Raw genomic sequence first — 15,960 nt, forward strand, 5'->3', positions numbered from 1 at the left:
TTGACAGATAACTTTTATCTTTTAGTTTTTAACTTTTAATTTAATATATCTCTTGGTGACACAGATCGTTGTATATTTATCGTTGTTGTTGCAGATCGTGGCGATGGGATTTGCAATCAGCTTATTTAAGCGGACAAAATTCAATGCGGCGTGGATATTGATTTCCACGGGCTTTTTTCTCATGGCGATTTACCGGGCGATAGAGTTGGTTCCGTCCATGCACCGGGGAGAATCGGAAGAGTTATACCAGACGAAAGTATGGCTGTCGTTCGTGATTTCCTTGGCATTTGCCATCGGGGCGTTTTATATACGGAAAGTATTTCAATTCCTGCGGCGTTTGGACGGGATACGGAGTGAAACGGAGAAAAGGGTTTTGTCGGCAGTGATCCGCACGGAGGAACAGGAAAGGCAACGATTTGCCAAAGAATTGCATGACGGTCTGGGACCGTTGCTGAGCGTGATAAAAATGCTGCTTTCCGGTTTTGACCAAAGTAATACCCCGGAGGTAAACGAGAAAATCAAGGTGAACCTGAAACAGGCAGTAGACGAGGCCATCGTGGGAGTCCGGGAGATATCCGCGAATATCAGTCCGCACATATTGAACAATTTCGGGCTAAAGGATGCCGTGGGGTCATTTATCAAGAAATTGCGTCCGGCCGAAGGTATCGAGATAACTTTTGAAACAAATGTAGAAAATCGCCGTTTCGCTTATAATGTCGAGGTTATCATGTATCGTGTGGTTTGCGAATTGCTCAATAACACGTTGCGCCATGCCGAAGCGAGTAAAATCAGTATTGACCTGCAATTACAAAATGATATCCTATACCTCGAATACGAGGATAACGGCATGGGATTTGACGTGAAACTGGCGGAAAGTGACGGGGGAATGGGATTGAGTAATATGCAATATCGTCTGAACTCCGGTAACGGGGATATCAAGATATTGAGCGAGCGGGGAAAGGGAATGATTGCCCGGGCTTTTATAAAATGTAAGTAGTTGTTTAAATATGGATAAATTGAGAATATATCTGGTCGACGACCACAAGTTATTTCGCGAGGGATTGAAGCTGTTGCTCTCGACGCAGGATTTCGTGCGACATATCTACGAGGCTTCGAACGGTCGGGAGTTTATCGAGAATCTCTCGTTCGTGGATTGTGACGTGGTACTCATGGATATCGAGATGCCGGGAATGAACGGGATCGAGGCGACGATCGAGGCGATGAAGATGAAGCCCGGCTTGAAAATTATCGTGCTTTCCATGTACGGGGACGAGCAATATTATTACAAAATGATCGATGCGGGAGCGAAAGGATTTTTGTTGAAAAATTCCGGTATTGATAAAGTGGTAACGGCGATTCAAAAGGTGGCGGAAGGGGAGAGTTTCTTCTCGGAAGAGTTGTTGGTGAATATCTTGAATAATATGCGGGATAATAAAAATGACGTGCCGGAAGTGGTGGATAATGACATTTCGGAACGGGAATTGGAAATATTGTACCACGTTTGTCGCGGGCTTTCCAACCAAGAGATTGCCGACGAGTTGTTTATCAGTAAACGGACGGTGGATAAACACCGTGCCAATTTGCTAAGCAAGACGGGATGCCGCAATACTGCCGCGTTAGTTATGTACGCCATAAAGAACAACATAATAGAGATCTGAAAGCTAAAAGATAAATCATTAAATTTAAAATTAGTTGATGAATGGAATGATTTTCGCCGCCGGATTAGGCACACGGCTAAGACCGTTGACGGATGATCGCCCGAAGGCTTTGGTGGAATTGAACGGGAAAGCCTTGTTGGAACGGGTGATCGGGAGAATGAAAGAAGTGAAGGTCGAGCGTTTGGTGATAAACATTCATCATTTTGCCGATCAGATAAAGATCTTTCTACGCGAGCATGAGAATTTCGGAATGGATATCGTTCTATCCGAAGAGCGGGAAAAATTGCTCGATACGGGGGGAGGAGTTCTGAAAGCCCGTGATTTATTCCTTCCTGACACTCCGGTGCTGATACACAACGTGGACATATTAACCGATCTGGATTTGAATGCTTTGATTCGGCAGCACGAGGAACACGACGCGTATGCCACGTTAGTGGTGAAGCCTTGTCTGGCAGATCGGGTGTTAAAGTTTAATGGCGGTATATTGAAAGGTTGGGAGAACAAGCGGACTGGAGAACAGAAAATCGTGGACGACGGTTTTTACAGGGCGAAAGAATACAACTATTGCGGGATACAGGTGCTTAGTTCCGAATATTTACATAACATGATCCATGGGGATGTTTTCTCTATCATCGACGAACATCTGGCACAAGCAAAGAATCATCCTATCGAACTTTTTCAACATGACGGACTTGCCTTTGACCTCGGAACTCCGGAGGCGATAAAAGAGGCAAACGGGATGATTTACGATTTATGATTTACGATTTCGGATTGAAAAAAAGATATAGCCTCGTGTGGTTGAAATCTAAAATCATTTAAATGCTTCTGCTTCCCGGTATCAGTTTGATGTGATTCGTGTCCTCGAAGAATTTGAAATACATGTATAGCTTGTAATTAAAATCGAAGCCGTAGTTTTTATTCATACTATAATCGATATAACTGTTTATCCTCGGATCGCCCATGGCATAGCGCCTGTTCCATTCGATGGAGTATTGCAGATTCATGCTTTGATAATATTCGTTGCTGTGTTGGTTCGCGACGGATTGGTGAGTTGCCAGCCAATAGTCAAACCCGGAATCGAAAACGATTAATTCATATTGCGCGGAGTCTTTGATAGCGCAACGTCCCTTCTTGTTTTGGGTAATGTCTTTCTGTGAGGCACACGAGCAAAAGAAGGCAAGCACGAGAAGAAATCCGAATGTTCTCATAATCATTGTTTTTATGTATTTATAAGTGCAGTCCAAGTTACGAAAAAAAACGGAGAAAAACAAAAATCATGACATGATCCATGTATCGCCCTCTCGTCCATAAGGTCTGAATGTCCATAATGTCATAAGGTCAAATCTATCGGAATGTTTTGTTTATGATACTGTATATCATTATGTTATTGCGCCGTGAACTTTATGGACTTTAGGATCCGGAGGCTCGACTTTATAGACATTACAGACAGGAGGTGTGTTTGACACACCTCCTTTTTTTATTTCACGGCTATCGTTTCGATCTCCACCATAGCGCCCATGGGAAGTGCTTTCACGGCGAACGCGGCACGTGCCGGGCAGTCACTCTTGTAGAATTGCGCGTATACTTCGTTCATTTCAGCGAAATAAGACATATCACCGAGTAAACAAGTTGATTTAACCACGTTGTCGAAAGTGTATCCGGCTTCTTCGAGGATATAACCGATGTTCTTCAAACATTGTTCGGTTTGCTCTTTCACGCCACCTTCCGCGAATTTACCGGTGTTCACGTCAATAGGAAGTTGTCCGCTGATATAGAGCGTTCCATTGGCTTCAATAGCTTGACTGTAAGGCCCGATTGCTTTCGGTGCTTTCGGTGAATTGATAACTTTTTTCATAATGACTTTTATTTTATTGATTTAAAAATATAATTCTATTTCCTCGACGCGAATATAACGAAAATCACCTTGTTATTTTTCTACCACGTGTAAAAATAAAAAACTGAAAGCCGGAAAAATATATCCCCGGCTTTCAGTTTTTAACTATTAACTTTTCTCGTTAATAGTTGTTCTTCTTTTCTTCAAAGTATGCTTGCGGATGAGCACATGCCGGGCATGCTTTCGGGGCGGTCTTGCCTTTATGCACGTAACCGCAGTTACGGCATTGCCACAGGATTTCTTCATCTCTCTCGAATACTTTTCCTTCTTCAACGCGAGCGAGTAAAGTTCTGTAACGAGCCTCGTGTTCAGCCTCTACTTTCGCGATATTGCGGAATACGGCAGCGATAGCGGTAAATCCTTCTTCTTCGGCTACTTTAGCAAATTCAGGGTAAAGGTCTGCCCATTCTTCGTTTTCACCTTCGGCGGCAGCTTTCAGGTTTTCAGCGGTAGTTCCGATAATTCCCGCGGGGTAAGACGCCGTGATTTCAACCATTCCGCCTTCCAAGAACTTGAAGAATCTCTTGGCGTGTTCTTTTTCTTGTTCCGCGGTTTCCATGAATACTCCGGCGATTTGCTCGAAGCCTTCTTTTTTAGCCACGCTTGCAAAGAATGTGTAACGACTTCTGGCTTGTGATTCACCAGCAAATGATTTCAATAAGTTCTGTTCTGTTTTTGTTCCTTTAATACTCATAGTCTTATATATTAGCTGTTGTTGTATTTTCGCATTACAATATTACTACAATTTGAGGAAGCAAACAAATATTTATTTTTTATATAGTTATAGAAATTAACGATGAGTTTATAAACCCAAGTAATCCGCCGTTTCCACCATCATTGCCTCAAAATCGTGTGCCACACCTTTCACGATGACTCTTTTCCAGTTGAAAATCATCGAGTTGGTTTGGCTGATTTGTTGGCTTTCGCTGTAATAGTGTTCCCCGCGGGCGTAACGGTATAGACCTTGCGCGTCGGCTTCCGGCGTGTGGCGTAAAGAACTGTCGTTCGGGTCGGTATCTTGATCCCCTAATGCCACGATCAAGTTGGAGCCGAATAAATGTGTTAGGGTAGACAGATCGGAGAAACCGGAGTTTTTCAACCCGTAAGGGTACTCTATTCTCGTGTCGGGCACCGTGTACCAGCCGGAATTTGCCGCTATGGCTTTGTTCAGGTGCGTGTTTTGTTTGAAAGTGACGAAACGATGCACGAATTGAGCTCCCGCGGAATGACCGAACATGTTGTATTGCACGGATTGATTGCCCGTTTCTGATTTCACGTGATCGAAAATGGCTTCAATCACCGAGTATGACCATTGTTCTTCCGGAAGTGCCTTGTTGTTCTTGAACATATTTCCCTCTATGTATTCGCTCGTGGAATAATGATTCTGGGGAAATTCCAAGGCAATGGCAATTACTTTCCGGTCTTTGAAATGTTTCACCCAAGCATCCAGATAGTCATTGGCATTTCTGGACGTCCCCGGCAAAATAAACACGATCGGCATTGCCTTGATATCGCCTTCCGGGATGTAGAAATGTAAATTTATCGGTTTGTCCTTCAACGGTTCGTAGCCCGTGTAGGTCACGATTCCCCGTCCTGTCCCCAGTTGATTCAGAATGGGATCATCCACGTCGCTTTTCCATTCACAGCTCGTGAGTGTAAAGCCGAAAAGCAACAGTAATATAGATATTCTTAAATTCATAAAGCGTTTCTGATTATTATTTGTGATTTAGAAGATGATTTGTAACGATAATTCTGCGCTTAATTTCTCGTTTGAAGTTTTCAGGTTCGGGTTTTTCCAGTAACTGAAAGAGCCTTGACACATCAAGCGGTTGTCAATGAAATATTTGGCAACACTCACGGCGTATTCATCGGTTTCAAGTAATACGGATTTAGCGGTTTCCTTAAATTCCGGTTTTACTTTGCTGTAACGGGCGTCGAATGCCCAGCCGTTTTTCAAGATATAACCCACTTGTACGTTGTACCCGTTTCCGATGCTCAAGTAGTTGGCAATCTCTTCCGGCTGGAGGGGAAGATCACCCGTTGATTTGGTGTAAATACCTTTCAAGTCGGTAGCCGAGGAGTTCACGTATTCGGCCATCACGCTCAGGCCTTGCCATTTAAATAACAAGTCGGCTGCAATCTTGCGGAGTGCCGGGAATCGTGTATCCCCGTCCTTGTCGTAGAGGATAAAATCACCATGGCCTTCACCCGCGCTGTTGCTTGCCCCGTCATTGTAGCTCATGGCTCCACCGATCAATAATTTCGGGGTGGCTTCCCGCGCGAAGTCTGCACCCACGCCGTCGTTGCCCGGTTTGAATTCACCGAGGGGAAGTACGTCCAGACGTCCCCCGTATTTTAAACCGCCCATGTCCGCGTCAACAGAACTGGAGCCGAACGAGTTTCTCCCGTCGCCTGTGGTGATGGCGATAGAGGGTTTCAAGCCTACATTCCCGATATGGAATCTGCTTTCGAAGAAAAGTCCGAGTTCACGTCCCGTACCCGAAAAATATTGACTCACGATGCTCCGTTCCGCCATGCTCAATCCTTTCTCGTGCATCATCATCTCCCGGTTGTTGGTGAATGTCTGTTTCTGTCCGGCGGTAATCGTGAGGTAGTCTTTATAATTGTAGGCTGCCCACGCGTCCATCAACGGGTTGGAATCCGCGAAATTGACTTCCAGCATAAAGGTGAACTTGTTGTATAAAGCGCCTCCTTTAAACCCGAAGAAAGCGTTCTTCACGCCGAAAACCGATTCGTCCTCGCCGTCTTTCTGGTTGCGGTAAGCCCCGTAAACTTGAATAAATCCGTTCAAGTTGAAGTGGTACTCGCCATTGTTTAAATTGATATCCAATCCTTTGCCCAATTCAAATTTGGCCGTGTTTTTATTATCTTGTGCAACAACTGCGGTTGCTGATAATAATGTTATGATAGCTATAAATAATGTTTTCATATTGCTGTAATTCCCTTATTTTTCACTGTTCATTTTCCGGTAGACCGGTAATTCCTCTCCTTGTTTTGTTTCGTAAACCCGGTAATTGATAAAACCGTTCGGTGCTTCCGGTTCGAGTACCGATGCCGCCACGTTACCGTTCTTCTGATTCATGGGAATCACGAACGATCCGATGGGGAAGGTCACGGTTTTGGCGGCGACACTTGTTTTCACTTTCACGGGATAGAATTTCTCGAATAACGAGTATTCCGCTTTGTGCGACTCTACCGTGTATGCTTCCACCTCGACGGTTGCCGGGGCGGTTAGGGTTTCGACCGTTACCCCCAGTTGTTTCAGTTTTTGAGTGATCTCCGGGTGGGAAGCGGTAATATAATAGGCTTCCGGGCGTTTCCGGGTGAGGGTAGGGGTGGACTCCAACGACAGGTTGGCGTTTACTTCCAGTTCCACGATTTCATTCGTGTTCATGCTGATGAACGGAAGCACGTAATTATCTACCGTTTTGGCTTTACTGGTGACCACGATATCGTTTTTAGAGCGGGCAGCCTCCGCCGTGATATTCATTACCTCGTCGAAGTTGTCATATGCCGTTTTCAAGTACGATTCGGCTAGCGTGAAAGCGGTGTTGATTCTGCGTTTCAAGGATGTCTTACCGATTTTCACGCCCCGTAATTCCATTAATATAGCCACGGAATTACCCAGAGAGAAAGCGTTGGCTGTTGAACGAGGATTGATACCGCCCACGTTGAATACCACTTCCCCGAATTTCTTCGAGGTCGTGAAATAGTCGTGATGGCGAAGTCCCTTGGCGTCAAGTGCTTCACGAGCGTTTCCGACGAATTTGCCCGCCGTGAGGTTGCGCAACTCTTCGGGCACGTTGAGGTTGCCCGTGTAGAGGAACATGGCGTCGAACGAGTTGGTGATGTTATCCGTGCTGATTAGCGTGTAGTCGGCACGTAGAGGTTGGAACTCGTGGAAGTCGATCACGACTTGCGGGTTGTAGTTGTTGTAAAATGCCCGTAGAACCACGGCTTCCGGTGTAGCGAGTTTGCTTTGATCCCGGTTCAGGTCCAGCGTGTTGGCGGTTACCCGTTCCAGATGACTGCCCCCGTCGATATTGACCATGGGGATGATCGTGATTTCCAGACGTTGCAACAGGTATGCCAGTTCCGGATCGTTCAACAGGCGTTCCATCGTGTAGAGCATGCTCTCCGTGCTGCCCGGTTCATCGCCGTGTACCCGTCCGAGGAATAATACTCTCATCTTGGTATTTTTGGTCTTCCCGGAAATGGTGACGGCGGGGATCTCTTTACCTTTCTGTGTTTTCCCGATAAAATTCAGCGTCGCTTTGTCGGGATGTCGCGTAACGAGTTGACGGATGTATGTCATCATTTCGTTGTATGTCGTGAATTTCCGTCCTTTCTGGAACCACGGTGTCTGAATATCCATCTCGGGGTCAGGGAAGAATTTTTTGGCAACCTTGGCAGGTTGTTGTGCCCAAAGTGAACCGACCTGCACGAGAATCAATAATGTCAATAAGTATCTTATCATCGTATTCATCTTTTGCTGTTATTAGAATGAGAACTGGATCATAGCTTGAAAGAGCGTTTCGTTGCCCTTGGTCACGACACTGTTCACGTTTTTACTACCCGGTTCGGCATCCACGAATACGACGGAAGCCTGTACTTTCACGGCGTATGATTTCGTCAGGTATTTGCCGAGTCCGATTTCGTAAAAGTTGTTCCGGTTGAAGTATAGTTCGTTATGCAGGAACGAATCTTTTGCCGGATCGAAATGCGTGTACCGGGCATCGATCGACAGGCGGCAGGGGAACATATACCCGGCTTGGATATTGTACCCGGAACCCAGCATCATGCGTCCCTTCACGTATTTTTCCATATCTCCGCTGAAGTCGGTCGAGGTTGTCCCGTCGTTTCTCACCCGTTGCGTGATTTCACTTGGCACGTGCGCCCATGTTTTCACGAACTCGCCCAGCATGGAGAATCCCATGTATTTGAAATGGAAGTCTGCCACGAATTTGATGTAATCCGGTAATGCTTCTTTGTTCTCGTCGTTCAAGTAGAGGATAGAACCGCTTTCCCGACCTCTCCGGTCACTGATGCCGACATTGTAACTGAATGCCGTACCGATGGAAAGTTTCGGGACTACTTCTCTTACCATGTCCCCGCCACGGCTCTCCCCGTAAGCCCGGAATAGCCCGAAAGGCAGGTAATTGACACGAGCCCCGTATTTGAATCCCCCGTGACGGCGGGTAAAGGTGGCGCTACCATCGCCGTCCGTGATGGCAATCGAGGGACGGATGTAACCCGTGTGTCCGACACGGAAAGAACCGTCCACGAAAATACCCACTTCCCGGATGGAACCGAAATAAGAGGATAGTTTACTGCGGTCGACCAATTGTAGCGTGTTTGAAGTCATTCCCAATTCCCGGTTATCCGTCGGGGTGGACTTTTGTCCGAAAGTCAAGGTTAGTCCTTTCACGGGTTTGTAAGAAATAAAGGCATCCAGTAGCATCCCGCTTAATTCGCCGTCGCCGCCATTGGCTTGAGCGAAGTCTGTCTGTAAACGGTAGCCGATTTTACCACCCCAAGCGTCACCGGATAAGCGAAGACGTAAACGTCGCATCCGGAAACGGGAATAGAATTTATCGTCACCCTCGTATTTGCGGGTTTCAAAGGAAGTTTGAATAAATCCCCGCAGGTTGATGTTGTACCCCCCGTCCGGTGCGGAGAACGTGATTCCGTCACCCGGACGGTATTTATTCACGATGATTTTAGCTGCATCGGAATCTGCCGTTACGGCTTCCGAGTCGTCGTCTTCCGTTTCGTTCTCTTGGGAGAGAGCGGGAAAACAGAACCCCAGCATAAACAGCATAAATATGAACTTATATTTTTTCATCTTTTCGTTTCAAGTTAAAGCGTTTCGAAATTCCCAACCTTTACCAACTGTCCCCGGCGCATCCATTCCACACCACCCGCGATCACGCCTTGCAGGTTCAGTTCGTTGTCGAATAAACAGAAATCGGCGTCACAATCCGGGGCTACGCGTCCCTTCGTGCGCAAGGTCATGTTCTTTGCCGGATTGGTCGTTACCGGGCGGAGAGCCTCTTCTAACGGTAGTCCACCTTCTTTCACCAGTTTCTGCACTTGTTGCAGGTTCAAGTGCAAGGGGGCTTTGTAGAACACGAGTTCGCCCGTTTCCGGATCTTTCTTGCTCATTCCCGCGTTGCCGTCGCTGCTGAAAGTCATGCGGTCGATAGGTACTCCTTTTTCCAGACCGTGCAACAGAATCTTGTAGGGTTCATCGTATTTGGTGCCTCCCGTGGTGATATCAATCATTCCTCCCAGAAGGGCAAACTTGACGGCTTCCTCGAATAAGGCTGCCGTTCTGCCCACGTGAGTGGGAGAGATGTGTTTTACCAGCGTGGGATATTCCCGTGCGATTTCCAACAGGAGTTGCATACGGGAAGGTAACGCTCCCAAGTGGATATGTAAAACTCCTCCCTTGCCGGAAGTCAGACCACCTGTGTGTACTTGATTGATCAGGCGCAGTAGCTCCTCCTTGGTCGGGAATGAACACCGTTCATCGCTAATGGCTACCTTGCAACCGATGATTTTGTCAATAAACAACATATCCTCTGCCACGCTGTTCATGATCGTTTTCGGGGGTACGGCGAAATAACTCGTGAGCATATATGCCCCGATACCGTACTGTTCCAGTGACTTGCATTTGGCGTAGAGAGTGGTCAATTCTTTCGTGATACCGTCGGTACCCAGCAGACCTACTACCGTGGTGGTTCCACAGCGAATCAGTTCGCTCGGTTGTACTTCGGGGGTGATGGAGAAATAACCGCTTTTGCCGCCTGCACCGATAATATGCATGTGTTGATCGATAAAACCGGGGGTCACGATCATGCCCCCGGCATCGATCTTCGAGTGGCTAACACTCGTCAACTCGATCTTCTCATCCACCATGATTATTTTCCCGTTACACACGAGAAGATCTTTTATCCCCAGTTTTTCCGGGGCGTATATATTCGCGTTTCTTATAATTGTAATATTCATACCTTATCCGATTAAGAAGTGATATGCCAGCATGACTATCATGGTAACCGATAGCGGAATCAGGTTCCGGCGTGCAAGGTCGAAGGACGATACCCCGGCGATTTCCGATATGGCGATGATAACCCCGGCGATTGGTGATGCCGCGCGCCCCATGCTGGAGGCAAGCTGCATCGGTAATATCATGTTCACCCCATCCAATCCTACTTTGGTTGCGATGGAAGGAACTAGCGGTCCGAACGAGAAAAATGATGCGTTACCGCTGCCCATCAACATGGAAGCCGCGAAGATGAGCAGTGTCATCAATATGGCTATGGCTGCCCCGGAGAACCCGATGTGCTGCGAGAGCATCACCAGCGAATCGATAAAGCCGAGGCTGATCAATCCTCTGGAGAAGACTTCGGCGGCCACGATCAACGTGATCACGCTGGCGAAGACTTTTCCCATGCCGTCCCAGAACGTTTTGATGGAAGCGAATACATTCTTGAGGTTCTTTTGCCGGATCAGCTCGAAGATGATAGCGATAAAGAATGACATGAACATCGCTGTCGTCGTGTCGAGTTCTACCGAGAAGTTGAACAATTGAATGTATTTCGAGAACACGATCAACAGGATCAACGGCAATACCGGAAGAATGGCGTAAATCAGAGGTACATCTACCTTGAAATCTTCCCGTTTGGGTTCTTCGGGTTGTTTGTGCAACGCGTCTTTCCTGTCGTAATACCGGTTACTGAAGTAATACACTACCATGAGCAGTATCGTCATAGGGATGGTCAGCGGCATCTGGTGTTCGATGAAGTACATCACATTATTCATCCCCACGAGTTCCGATGCTCTGGCTGTATTTGCCGAGGCGGGCCCCATGTCGAATACCGTGCATGCCGAGATTACCGATACGGCAGACAGTTTGCTGACACCCAGACTCACGAGAACCGGGTAGATGGAAGCTACTAGCAGTAGTCCCAGCCCCGTCGCCGAGGGAGTGCAGATAAACAGCAGTTGCCCGATAGGTATCACCAGTGATGCGGCGAGATAGGGGTACTTCCGGAAAATAGACAGCGGCTGCATGGAAACGTACACGAGGGCATCGCTTGCCTTGATGTGCTTCATGTAAGCCACGAATCCTCCGATGGTCATAATCATCAATCCCACTCCCGCACCTTTCTCGCTGAAAATCTCCTGTATCACTTTGAAGAGATCGAACTCTTTCAGTCCGGTAGCGTTCTTCAGTTCGGGAATATCGAACCCCAGCAGCAATGCTAAGGTCAACATCGCCAAACCGCTGAAAAGCAGTACCGCCTGCGCGTGATATTTCTTGAACAGCCAGTAGGCAGTCAGGGCAATGAATTGAATTGAAATAAGTGCTCCTATGTAAATCATGGTGTTATTTTTTGATACTGTCGATGACCGTGTTCTTATTGCCTTCGGCTGCAACATTGTCGTAAACTTCAGAGGAAACGACAAAGGGAACTCCCGGGTTTTTACTTAAGTCAATGACAGTCAATTTCGTGTTTTTACTTAAATCCAAGTCATTCAATAAATGACCGCTTAATAAAATGGTGGTTAATGCTGTGTTCTGTGTTAAGTCGAGATTGGAAAGTTTGCTGTTTTCCGGGGCATCTTTACTTGAACTAGCCCCGTAACGCAGGTATTCTAACTTCGTATTTTTGGTTAAATCCAAACTGCCGATCCAGTTAGCGTTCAAATCCAGATAAGTGAGGTTCACGAGTTTTGTGATATCTAAAGAGGTAACTTGATTGGAAACCAGTTTCAACGAGGTGATTCCCGTGAAATATTCGATACCGCTCAAGTCGGTTAATTTGGTTTCTGCCGTTTCAAGTCCGGCCTCCGTGAGTTCAGTAATAGCGCTTTTGCTTTTGGTCAGATCCAGTTCTCCCGTGTAGGCGGCGGCTTTTGTCTTGTCAATTTTATACGTTCCGTTTTCTTCTGCCACGATACCCTGATCTTTTAAACGGTAGTGCAAAAATTCGCCGAAGGCTTTATCCGGAATCGTGTAGTAATCCCCTTCTCCCGGGATTTCCGGTTCTTTGCTCGGCTGTAATCCGGTCGCCGTATTCAATCTGTCGTACACTTCTTGCGGTATGTACAAAGTATTGCTGTTACCTTTAAAGTTTACTCCCCGTAGTTTCGTGTTCTGTGACAGGTCGATATTTTCCAACTCGTGATTTGTCATGGATATCGTGTCTAATTCCACGTTGTGAGTAAGATCAATCTCGATAAGTTTGCTGTTTTCCGGGGCAGATGCGCTGCTACTGGCGTTATATAAAAGTGTTTTTAATTTCGTGTTTTGCGACAAATCCAACGAACCTATCCAGTTGTTGTTCAAATTCAATAAGGTTAGATTCACAGACTTGCTCAAATTGATGGATGTCAACTCGTTTGACGTGAGGATTAATGACGTGGCTCCCGGAAAATACTGGATGCCGTCCAAGTCTTTGATTTTCTCTTTAGCTGTCGTCAGTCCGGCTGTTTCCAGTTTCGTCATGGAACTGTTACTCTTGTTGAGGTTGATCTCTCCCGTGTAGCCTTGGGATTCAACCGTGTCGATCACGTAGGAGATAACGGCGTTCCCGCTCTCGTTGGATACTTGGGAATAAACTCCGCCAACCTTCAGGTATTTTAGATATTCCCCGAAAGCATTGTCTTTGATGGCATAAAGATTCGTCCCGTCACCGGGACCTGTTTCTGTTAATGACACGTCATCCGTCGTGCACGCTTGAAAGGCGAACAACATCGAAATAAGTGCAATGAATAAATTCTTTGTTTTCATGGTGGATTAAAATTTATAATTAAAGATTTTGCTTCATTTTACTGCAACAAATTTATCTTGGAGGGATAAACAGAACAGTAAATAATCCACTAACGAAACCATTAATTACTACTTTTCTCTGATTAATTATGCTGTTTTCGAGGCAAAAATACGTTTTCTCCACAAAATTCGGAGAATGCCCGGACGAAATTAAGAATTTAATAGTAGCTTTGAAATTCATAAACGATTTATGATTTGTCATGAGAAATTTTTATTGGATTTTTATATTGTCTTTGGGGGTTTGTGCCTGTTCCGGGAAGAAAGTTCCGGAAGGGTTTATTTACCCCTTGGGCGATCTGTTGTTCAATAAAGAGAATATTGCTTTAGGTACGACTTATGTCGGGCGGGAGTACACGGATACCGTCATGGTATATAATCCCAAGAGTAAGGCTGTTCGATTGGAAGGCTTTAATAATTTCCCTGAGTTGACTTGTCGGAAAATAGGAGGGAGCGTTCAAGACTGGCGTTTGGGAGGATATGATATTGCTTCCGGTGAGATAGATACTTTGATTATCACTTTCCGACCGGAAAATGAAATGTTGTTGGGTGAATATTATAATGTTCTCCGTTTTTTGGTTGATGGAGAAGTGGATTATTCTTTCGGCGTTGTTGCCGAAGCTGAAGTAAAGGAGAATTTTAACGAGTGGAGCGAGGAAGAAAAAGCCAAAGCTCCCCGAATAGAGGTTGATTCTTTGGAATATGATTTCGGAACGCTAAAGGAAGGTGAAGAAAAATCGATCATCATCCCTATTCGTAACACAGGCAGCGGTAGCCTTCTGCTCCGCAAAATCGAAACCACCTGCGGTTGTACCGCCGTCGTCCCCGGGCAACGCGTCATTCTCCCCGGCAAATCCACTCAACTTGACGTCGTTTTCCACTCCGCCGGAAGAATCGGCAAACAACGCAAACAAATTACGCTCTACTGCAACGATCCCCGCCGCCCCATCCTCCAATTCATAATCAAAGGTGAAGTGCGCAGGGCAAACGTGTCAAAACGCTTTTCGCCCTTTTAGTTAAAAGTTTATAAAGTCTATAAAGTTCATAAGGTTTATGGACCCTAGCGGGCGCTTTGTCCACGGCAGCATGGCTGCCGGTAAACTTTGTCCGAAGGACGCCCGTTACTTTATGAACTTTATAAACTTTAGGAGCTGAAAGCTCAACTTTATGAACCGGGCGAAAAGCGTTTTGATGCGTTTGCCCTAGTGAAGCGCGGGAGTGAGTTGGATTGTTAAATTATTTTTCGTATCTTTGCAGAACAAACAATCGAGTTCATATTGTATCTTTTAGAGCTGTGCTTTGCTCTGTCGTATTCAGGCAGGTCTTTTCATCGTCAAAATTGACTTCAAAATCAACTTATTTGTTTTAAATTTTTAATTAGACAGAGCTAGCTGTAAAGTAGCAGATATTTTATGACATTTAGAGAATTGAATATTTCGGAGCCGATATTGAAGGCTTTGGTAAATAAGAAATATGAAACGCCGACTCCCATTCAGGAACAGGCGATACCGGTCGCATTGGAGGGGCGTGATTTATTAGGTTTGGCACAAACGGGAACGGGTAAAACCGCAGCGTTCGCTATTCCCATTATTCAACAGCTTGATCAACAGATGCCCAAGAACCGGAAACGGGAGATTCAGGCATTAATCCTTACCCCGACACGAGAATTGGCAATCCAGATAGATGAGTGTTTTCGTGATTATGCCAAATACACGAGTGTACGCCACACGGTAATATTCGGGGGAGTAAATCAACGATCACAAGTAGAACAACTTCAATCCGGGGTGGATGTTCTGGTGGCAACGCCGGGGCGTTTGCTGGATTTGATTAATCAAAAATACATTTCCCTTAGCCATATCCGTCACTTCGTCTTGGATGAAGTAGACCGGATGCTCGATATGGGTTTTGTACACGATATAAAACGATTGTTGCCTATGCTACCGAAACAAAAGCAGTGTCTTTTCTTTTCGGCAACCATGCCCGTGACAATTGCTAACCTATCCAAATCAATTCTGTACAAACCTGTTAGAATAGAGGTGGCACCCGTGTCGTCGGTCGTCGATACTATCCACCAGAGATTGTATTTCGTGGAAAAATCTCAAAAGAGCAAATTGCTTGTCGAGATTCTGGCAAAGGAAAAGAAAAAGACGGTTTTGGTCTTTTCAAGAACCAAACACGGGGCGGATAGAATTGCCCGGGTGCTGAACAAGCAGGGCATAGGCTGTGAGGCTATTCATGGTGATAAGACTCAAAACGCCAGGCAGCGTGCACTCTCGAATTTTAAATCGGGTAAAACTCGCGTGATTATTGCCACGGACATTGCCGCGAGGGGAATAGATATTGCCAATCTGGAGATTGTGATTAACTACGATTTGCCTGATATGGCGGAAACTTACGTGCACCGGATCGGACGTACCGGGCGTGCCGGGAATAGCGGGACTGCTCTGACGTTCTGTTCACAGGAAGAAAGTATCATGCTTAAAAATATACAGAAACTGACAGGAAAAGAATTGAATGCGGTATCTGTCTCCGCGTAAATATAACTATAATAA

At 45.9% G+C, this 15,960-nt stretch carries 15 protein-coding genes; 5 read left to right on the forward strand and 10 right to left on the reverse strand.

Going from position 1 to position 15,960, the window contains the following annotated elements; translation table 11 throughout:
• Positions 1-55: 55 nt before the first annotated feature.
• Genes CS948_RS13270 through CS948_RS13280 form a run of 3 tightly spaced genes read left to right on the forward strand, consistent with a single transcriptional unit; the run spans position 56 to position 2,415 of the window.
• The gene (locus CS948_RS13270; protein WP_227214568.1) at positions 56-997 is read left to right on the forward strand and encodes a sensor histidine kinase; all 942 of its coding nucleotides are present in this window, start codon (positions 56-58) and stop codon (positions 995-997) included.
• 10 nt (positions 998-1,007) lie between these two features.
• Positions 1,008-1,658 carry a response regulator transcription factor gene (locus CS948_RS13275; RefSeq protein ID WP_099292200.1) on the forward strand — a complete coding sequence of 217 codons (651 nt, stop codon included), beginning with the start codon at positions 1,008-1,010 and terminating at the stop codon, positions 1,656-1,658.
• A 37-nt stretch (positions 1,659-1,695) separates the two neighbouring features.
• A complete protein-coding gene (locus CS948_RS13280; protein WP_227214569.1) occupies positions 1,696-2,415 on the forward strand; it encodes a sugar phosphate nucleotidyltransferase in 720 nt (239 codons plus the stop codon).
• Positions 2,416-2,473: 58 nt separating this feature from the next.
• Here the strand turns inward: CS948_RS13280 and CS948_RS13285 are convergent, their stop codons facing one another.
• The 10 genes from CS948_RS13285 to CS948_RS13330 form a co-directional block, all read right to left on the reverse strand.
• Complete coding sequence (locus CS948_RS13285; protein ID WP_099292201.1) at positions 2,474-2,866, reverse strand: DUF6146 family protein; 393 nt, start codon at positions 2,864-2,866, stop codon at positions 2,474-2,476.
• 269 nt (positions 2,867-3,135) lie between these two features.
• Complete coding sequence (locus tag CS948_RS13290; RefSeq protein ID WP_099292202.1) at positions 3,136-3,513, reverse strand: RidA family protein; 378 nt, start codon at positions 3,511-3,513, stop codon at positions 3,136-3,138.
• Between the two features lie 160 nt (positions 3,514-3,673).
• On the reverse strand, positions 3,674-4,246 hold the full coding sequence (gene rbr, locus CS948_RS13295; RefSeq protein WP_018336532.1) for a rubrerythrin: 573 nt from the start codon (positions 4,244-4,246) through the stop codon (positions 3,674-3,676).
• 108 nt (positions 4,247-4,354) lie between these two features.
• Positions 4,355-5,251: a hypothetical protein gene (locus CS948_RS13300; RefSeq protein ID WP_099292203.1), complete on the reverse strand. Its 897-nt coding sequence runs from the start codon at positions 5,249-5,251 to the stop codon at positions 4,355-4,357.
• A 27-nt stretch (positions 5,252-5,278) separates the two neighbouring features.
• A complete protein-coding gene (locus tag CS948_RS13305; protein ID WP_099292204.1) occupies positions 5,279-6,502 on the reverse strand; it encodes a porin in 1,224 nt (407 codons plus the stop codon).
• Between the two features lie 15 nt (positions 6,503-6,517).
• A complete protein-coding gene (locus tag CS948_RS13310; RefSeq protein ID WP_176555054.1) occupies positions 6,518-8,050 on the reverse strand; it encodes a M14 family zinc carboxypeptidase in 1,533 nt (510 codons plus the stop codon).
• 21 nt (positions 8,051-8,071) lie between these two features.
• Positions 8,072-9,418, reverse strand: a complete 1,347-nt coding sequence (locus CS948_RS13315; RefSeq protein ID WP_099292206.1) for a porin — start codon at positions 9,416-9,418, stop codon at positions 8,072-8,074.
• Positions 9,419-9,432: 14 nt separating this feature from the next.
• On the reverse strand, positions 9,433-10,584 hold the full coding sequence (gene iadA, locus CS948_RS13320) for a beta-aspartyl-peptidase (protein ID WP_099292207.1): 1,152 nt from the start codon (positions 10,582-10,584) through the stop codon (positions 9,433-9,435).
• 3 nt (positions 10,585-10,587) lie between these two features.
• The gene (gene dcuC, locus CS948_RS13325; protein WP_099292208.1) at positions 10,588-11,961 is read right to left on the reverse strand and encodes a C4-dicarboxylate transporter DcuC; all 1,374 of its coding nucleotides are present in this window, start codon (positions 11,959-11,961) and stop codon (positions 10,588-10,590) included.
• A 4-nt stretch (positions 11,962-11,965) separates the two neighbouring features.
• Positions 11,966-13,372, reverse strand: a complete 1,407-nt coding sequence (locus CS948_RS13330; protein WP_099292209.1) for a hypothetical protein — start codon at positions 13,370-13,372, stop codon at positions 11,966-11,968.
• A 239-nt stretch (positions 13,373-13,611) separates the two neighbouring features.
• Between CS948_RS13330 and CS948_RS13340 the strand changes: the two genes are divergently transcribed.
• Positions 13,612-14,424, forward strand: coding sequence for a DUF1573 domain-containing protein (locus CS948_RS13340; RefSeq protein ID WP_099292211.1), 813 nt, complete (start codon positions 13,612-13,614; stop codon positions 14,422-14,424).
• Between the two features lie 396 nt (positions 14,425-14,820).
• Positions 14,821-15,945 carry a DEAD/DEAH box helicase gene (locus tag CS948_RS13345; protein ID WP_099292212.1) on the forward strand — a complete coding sequence of 375 codons (1,125 nt, stop codon included), beginning with the start codon at positions 14,821-14,823 and terminating at the stop codon, positions 15,943-15,945.
• Positions 15,946-15,960 lie beyond the last annotated feature (15 nt).

Source organism: Butyricimonas sp. Marseille-P3923 (assembly GCF_900184685.1).
GTDB lineage: Bacteria > Bacteroidota > Bacteroidia > Bacteroidales > Marinifilaceae > Butyricimonas > Butyricimonas muris.